This window comes from Accumulibacter sp., assembly GCF_023806635.1.
In the GTDB taxonomy this organism is placed as follows: domain Bacteria; phylum Pseudomonadota; class Gammaproteobacteria; order Burkholderiales; family Rhodocyclaceae; genus Accumulibacter.
Genome location: NZ_JAMTDQ010000027.1, coordinates 1 through 5039 on the forward strand (window position 1 = coordinate 1; position 5039 = coordinate 5039).

Genomic DNA, 5039 nt, shown 5'->3' on the forward strand with positions numbered 1-5039 from the left:
TCACGTCGTCGCCGGCGACGACGGCGATGCTGATCGTCGGCGCGGTGGTGTCGAGGGTCACCGTGCCGCTCACCGCGCGGCTGGTCTCAACCAACGCCAGGAGATCCTCCCCGGCACTGGCTGCACCACCAGCCGCTTCCTCGATGACGCGGCCTCGCGCAGTGCCGAACTCGAAGACAAGCGGGTCCACGTTCTCGGCAATCCGCAACAGTCGGACAAAACTTGGTCCGCCGTCTGCTCCCGGCGTGCCCGTCCCGGCAGCCGTCTCGTCCAACAGATCGTCAAGGCTCGCCCCGCTGGTTATCGCCTGGATCACCTTACTGACTTCGGCCACGCCGGATGTCAGGGCAGCCTCCGTCCGGCCTGGCGGAATTGCCGCGCTGACCTCGCCATCCATGGTCAGCGTCTCGTTGGCCCGCAGTAGCACGGCACGGCCATCCGGGGTACTCAACTCGACACGGCTGGCGCTGCCGGCGACGATGATGTCGCCTTCGAAGATCATGTCACCGACCTGCAACGGCCGCAGACTGCCGTCCGGCTGCTTGATGTATGCCTTGCCCTGAATTGCTGAAACGCGTGCCACCGGAATCAGATCAGCCATGACGAACTCTCGCGACCAAGTTTGGGAATGCGCACGATAGGCCCGTGCACGACGCCCGCCTACTGTACCGAAGTACGGGTACCGGCACGGCGCGGTTCAGGTTCAGCCGCCGAGGTCCACACCATTGACGAGCAGCGAGAGCTGCAGCCGATCGCGCACCGCCAGCTTGTCGAACAGGGCACTGACGTGGAACTTGACGGTACGCTCGCTGATGCCGAACTGGCGGGCGATCTCCTTGTTGCTGGAGCCTCTGGCGAGCGCCAGGGCCACCTCCTGCTCGCGCGGAGTGAGCTTGCTGCGCCAGGCAGCGCGGGCGCTATCGCGCTCACCGAGCAGCCTGGCAGTTGCCGCCAGCAGACGCTTCATCAATCCCTGCCCGATCCAGATGCCACCGCTGCCGACGACGGCCGCCACCTGCCGCAGGACCACCGGCGCAGCGTGGCCATTGCAGAAGCCGGCCGCGCCGGCATTGAGGGCAGCCAACGCCGACTCCTCGTCCGGTTCGTCTGCCAGGATGACGAACGGGCGCCCGGCCAGAGAACGAAGCATTTTCGCGACCAGCTCGGCAACGTCGCACCCGGCTGGCAGCAGCACCCAGATGATCGCAGCATCCGCGGGCACGGTATCGAGGGACCCCACCATCAGGTCCGGAAACGCTTCCCGCCAGGAATCCCGCTGGCGCGCGTCGGCCGAGAGAAAGACCTGGCGCATTGGTCAACGTTCCGAGAAGGCACGCGCCCGGGCACGAAGAACCGGTTTCAGGAGGTACGAGAGGACGCTCTTCTCGCCGGTGACGATATCCACCTCGGCCACCATGCCGGGAATGACCGGCAGATTGTTGCCGAGGGTCGGTTGGTGCGTGCGTACGCGGACGACGTAGAACGCATTGCCCTTGTCGTCGATCACTGTGTCGGCGCCGATGTGCTCCAGCTTGCCTTCGAGACCGCCGTAGATGGCGAAATCGTAGGCCGTGAACTTGACGACGGCCTTCTGACCGGGATGCAGGAAGGCGATGTCACGCGGATGGACACGCGCTTCGAGAAGGAGGTTATCCTCCAGCGGGACGATTTCGACGATGTCTTTCCCCGGCTGGACGACACCACCGACCGTGTTGACCAACAGACGCTTGACCGTCCCCTTGACCGGAGAACGCAGGACCGATCGGCTGACCTTGTCGGAGAGGCCGACCCCTCCTTCGGCGAGGCTCTTCAGACGGGCCATCGTCTCCCCCAGTTCCTTGCCGGCCTCGTTGCGAAAGGCCAGGGTGACTTCCTCGATCTTGCGGTTGGCTTCGTTGATCGCCGACTGCAGGCGACCGATCTGCGCCGCAGCCATTTCACGCTCGCCACGGAAGCGCGCGACGTCGCGCTCGAGGCGCAGCAGTTCGACTTCCGATACGGCACCCGAGCCGATCAGGGGTTTCGTCACCGCGAGTTCGCGTGCCGCCAGTTCATGAGCCCTGGTCGCCTGTTCGTGCCTGGCGCGCACCTCGACCAGTTCCTGCTGGCGCTGCGCGAGCTGCTGGCGAGCAATCGAGATCGTCGTCTCGAGTTCGCTGCGCCGGGACTCGAACAAGCGTCGCTCCTCTTCGGCAGTCTTCGCATCCTCCTGCAGCACCTCGTTCGGAACCGTAAACGCTCCACCTTCGGCGAGGGCCCGCAAGCGGGCGGCCTTTGCCACCAGCGCTGTGTACTGCACGCGGCTCTCCCGCACCGACGAGACGAAGCGCGTCTGGTCGATGCGCAGCAGGACCTGGTCCGGCTCAACGATATCCCCTTCGTGGACCAGGATCTCGTCCACGACGCCGCCGTCGAGACTCTGCAGCACCTGCAACTGGCGCGACGGGATGACCTTGCCCTCACCACGCGTCACCTCGTCCACCTGCGTCACCGCTGCCCACATGACGAAAACCGCGAAAGCGATTGCGATCGACTTCAGCAGAACGCGCGCCCGCAGAGGTTCCTGCTGCAGGATGGCGTAATCGCTGTCGGCCGCAAAACCATGTTGTTCGCGCTCCTTCTCGACGTTGATCGCACGATTCACCCAGGAGTCGAAGGCCGGCTGCAGGCGCGCCCGCAGCCACTCGAGTCCACCGAGGAGACGACGCAGGAGGACGATCGCCGGCTGCCTCATGGGGTTGCCCGTCCGACCCGCCCGGACTGCAGGGCGGCGACGACCTCTGCCCGCGGTCCGTCGGCGACGATGCGGCCCTCATCAACGACGATGATTCTCGTCGCAAGGTCGATCAGGCTCGTCCGGTGGGTGACGAGGACCACCGTCTTGTACGCCGCGAAGCGCATCAGGCGGTCCTTGAAAGCCTGTTCGGTCGAGAAATCCATCGCGCTGGTCGGTTCATCGAACAACAGGATCGGCGGATCCAGCAGGACCGCGCGGGCGATCGCCACCTCCTGCCGCTGACCTCCCGAGAGCGATTCGCCGCGTTCGCCGATGAGCATGTCGAAGCCCTTCGGATGGCGATTGACGAACGGCGCCAGGCCGGCGACCTCGGCGGCGGCAACGATCGCCTCATCGTCGGCGTAGGGTGCGCCGATGGCGATGTTTTCGCGCAGGGTACCGTAGAAGAGGGTCGCATCCTGGCCAACGCAGCCGATATTGCGCCGCAGGTCGGCCGGGTCGAGCTGACGCAGGTCGATGCCGTCGATGCGCACGACGCCGCTGCCCGGCTGGTAGAGACCGAGCATCAGCTTCTGCAGCGTGCTCTTGCCGGAGCCGGTGCGGCCAATGATGACGACGCGCTCGCCCGGCAGGATGCGCAGCGAGACGTTGCGCAACGCCGCTTCGCCCTGCTCCGGATAGCTGAACGAGACGTCGCGGAACTCGATCTCGCCACTGAGTTCCGGTCGATGGACAAAGGCCATCGCGTCCGGGCGCTCGATCGGCTGTGCCATCATCTGGTCCAGTGAGGACAGGGCCATGCGCGCATTCTGGTACTGCATCAGCAGTCCGACTGCCTGCGCCAGCGGCGCGATGGCGCGGCCGCCGAGCATACTGATGGCGATCAGCCCGCCCATGGTCAGCAGGCGTTCCTGGATCAGGTAGACACCGGCGATCACCAGGGCGACGCTCACCACTTGCGTCACCGCTGCCGCACCGTTGCTCGCCGACGACGACAGCAGGCGCAGTTGCACCCCGCTGCGCGCGAGGAACGCCGTCGTCCGCTCCCACTTGTTCTGCACGACACCCTCGGCACACTGCGTCTTTATCGTCTCCAGCGCCGTCAGGCTCTCGATCAGGGCGGCATTGCGCTGCGCCGTGGCGCGGTAGGTCGTTTCCGCCAGCTCGTGCATGCGGTGCTGCACGAGATAGGCGTACACCACGCCCACGACCAGGCCCAGCAACGGGATCAGGACCAGGGGCCAAGCGATCCAGACGATCAGCAGCAGGAAAATCAGCGCGAAGGGCAGATCGATCAGCGCCGAGACGGTGGCCGAAGCGATGAAGTCGCGCACCGATTCGAACGAACGCAGGTTGGCGGCGAAGGAGCCCACCGACGCCGGTCTCGTCTCGAGGCGCATGCCGAGGACCCGCTCCATGATCAGCGCCGACAGCTTGACGTCGATGCGCGCGCTGGCGAGGTCTATGAAGCGGCCGCGCAGCAGGCGCAGCATGTAGTCCATGGCGATCACCAGGAGCACGCCAAGCGCCAGCATCCACAGGGTGTCGGTCGCGTTGTTGGGGACGACGCGATCGTAGACGTTCATCACGAACAGCGGCATGACCACAGCAAAGACATTGACCAGCAGCGCGGCACCGAGCACGTCGCGGTAGAGGCCGCGCTGTTCGAGCAACGCCCCCCAGAACCAATGACGATCGGCCACCTGGCCGACTTCCGGCGTGCGGGCATCGAAGCTGAAGCGTGGCCGGGCGAAAATGGTGATGCCGAGGTAGCGCTCGCCCAGCACCATGCGGGGCAGCAGGACCTCTCCCTGGCCGGTCTCGGCAAAGAGCAGGCGAGCCGTCTCGCCGCCATCCTGCCAACCGAGGAGAACACAGGCCTCGTCGCCCTCGAGCAGCAGGATCACCGGCAGCAGGCTGCCGTCGATGCGATCGAGAGGACGGCGCACGATCCGGCTGGCCATTCCCGCCCGCGAAGCCGCGCGCGAGAAGAGCGACGGGGTGAGTCGCTCGGCGCCCAAGGGGAGCCCGGCCGACAACGCTGCGCGTGTACTCGGTCGGCCATGGAGCCGCGTCAGTTCGACAAGACACGCCAGAAGTGGGTCGTGATGCAGGAGATCCTCGCGCAGACCGGCAGCGGACCGGCTGCGGTCGCCGCTGGCTGTCGGGTCCGGTGCGGGCGTGACGGGCATCACACGCGCTCCAGCCGCGGCGTCGGCAACTGCGGCTCGCCGCACAGGGCGGAATCGTGACAGATCGCCATCAAGACTGCTTCCTCCTCGTCAATCCACCGGGCACGCCT

General features: G+C 66.1%; 4 protein-coding genes. All 4 read right to left on the reverse strand.

Annotated features, from left to right (window positions below):
* Positions 1-601 (reverse strand): retention module-containing protein (locus NFW30_RS04670; RefSeq protein ID WP_295350349.1); only part of this gene is annotated, 601 nt, incomplete at its 3' end.
* A 102-nt stretch (positions 602-703) separates the two neighbouring features.
* Positions 704-1312 carry a response regulator transcription factor gene (locus NFW30_RS04675; protein WP_295350346.1) on the reverse strand — a complete coding sequence of 203 codons (609 nt, stop codon included), beginning with the start codon at positions 1310-1312 and terminating at the stop codon, positions 704-706.
* Positions 1313-1315: 3 nt separating this feature from the next.
* Entirely contained in the window at positions 1316-2734 is a 1419-nt protein-coding gene (locus tag NFW30_RS04680) for an HlyD family type I secretion periplasmic adaptor subunit (protein ID WP_295350344.1), read from the reverse strand.
* A complete protein-coding gene (locus NFW30_RS04685) occupies positions 2731-4929 on the reverse strand; it encodes a type I secretion system permease/ATPase (protein WP_295350341.1) in 2199 nt (732 codons plus the stop codon). The genes NFW30_RS04680 and NFW30_RS04685 overlap by 4 nt, the downstream gene beginning before the upstream one ends.
* Between the last annotated feature and the right edge of the window lie 110 nt (positions 4930-5039).

Coding starts and splice junctions, on each gene's coding strand:
- NFW30_RS04675 (WP_295350346.1), bottom strand. CDS start 1,312: ATGCGCCAGGTCTTTCTCTCGGCCGACGCGCGCCAGCGGGATTCCTGG.
- NFW30_RS04680 (WP_295350344.1), bottom strand. CDS start 2,734: ATGAGGCAGCCGGCGATCGTCCTCCTGCGTCGTCTCCTCGGTGGACTC.
- NFW30_RS04685 (WP_295350341.1), bottom strand. CDS start 4,929: ATGCCCGTCACGCCCGCACCGGACCCGACAGCCAGCGGCGACCGCAGC.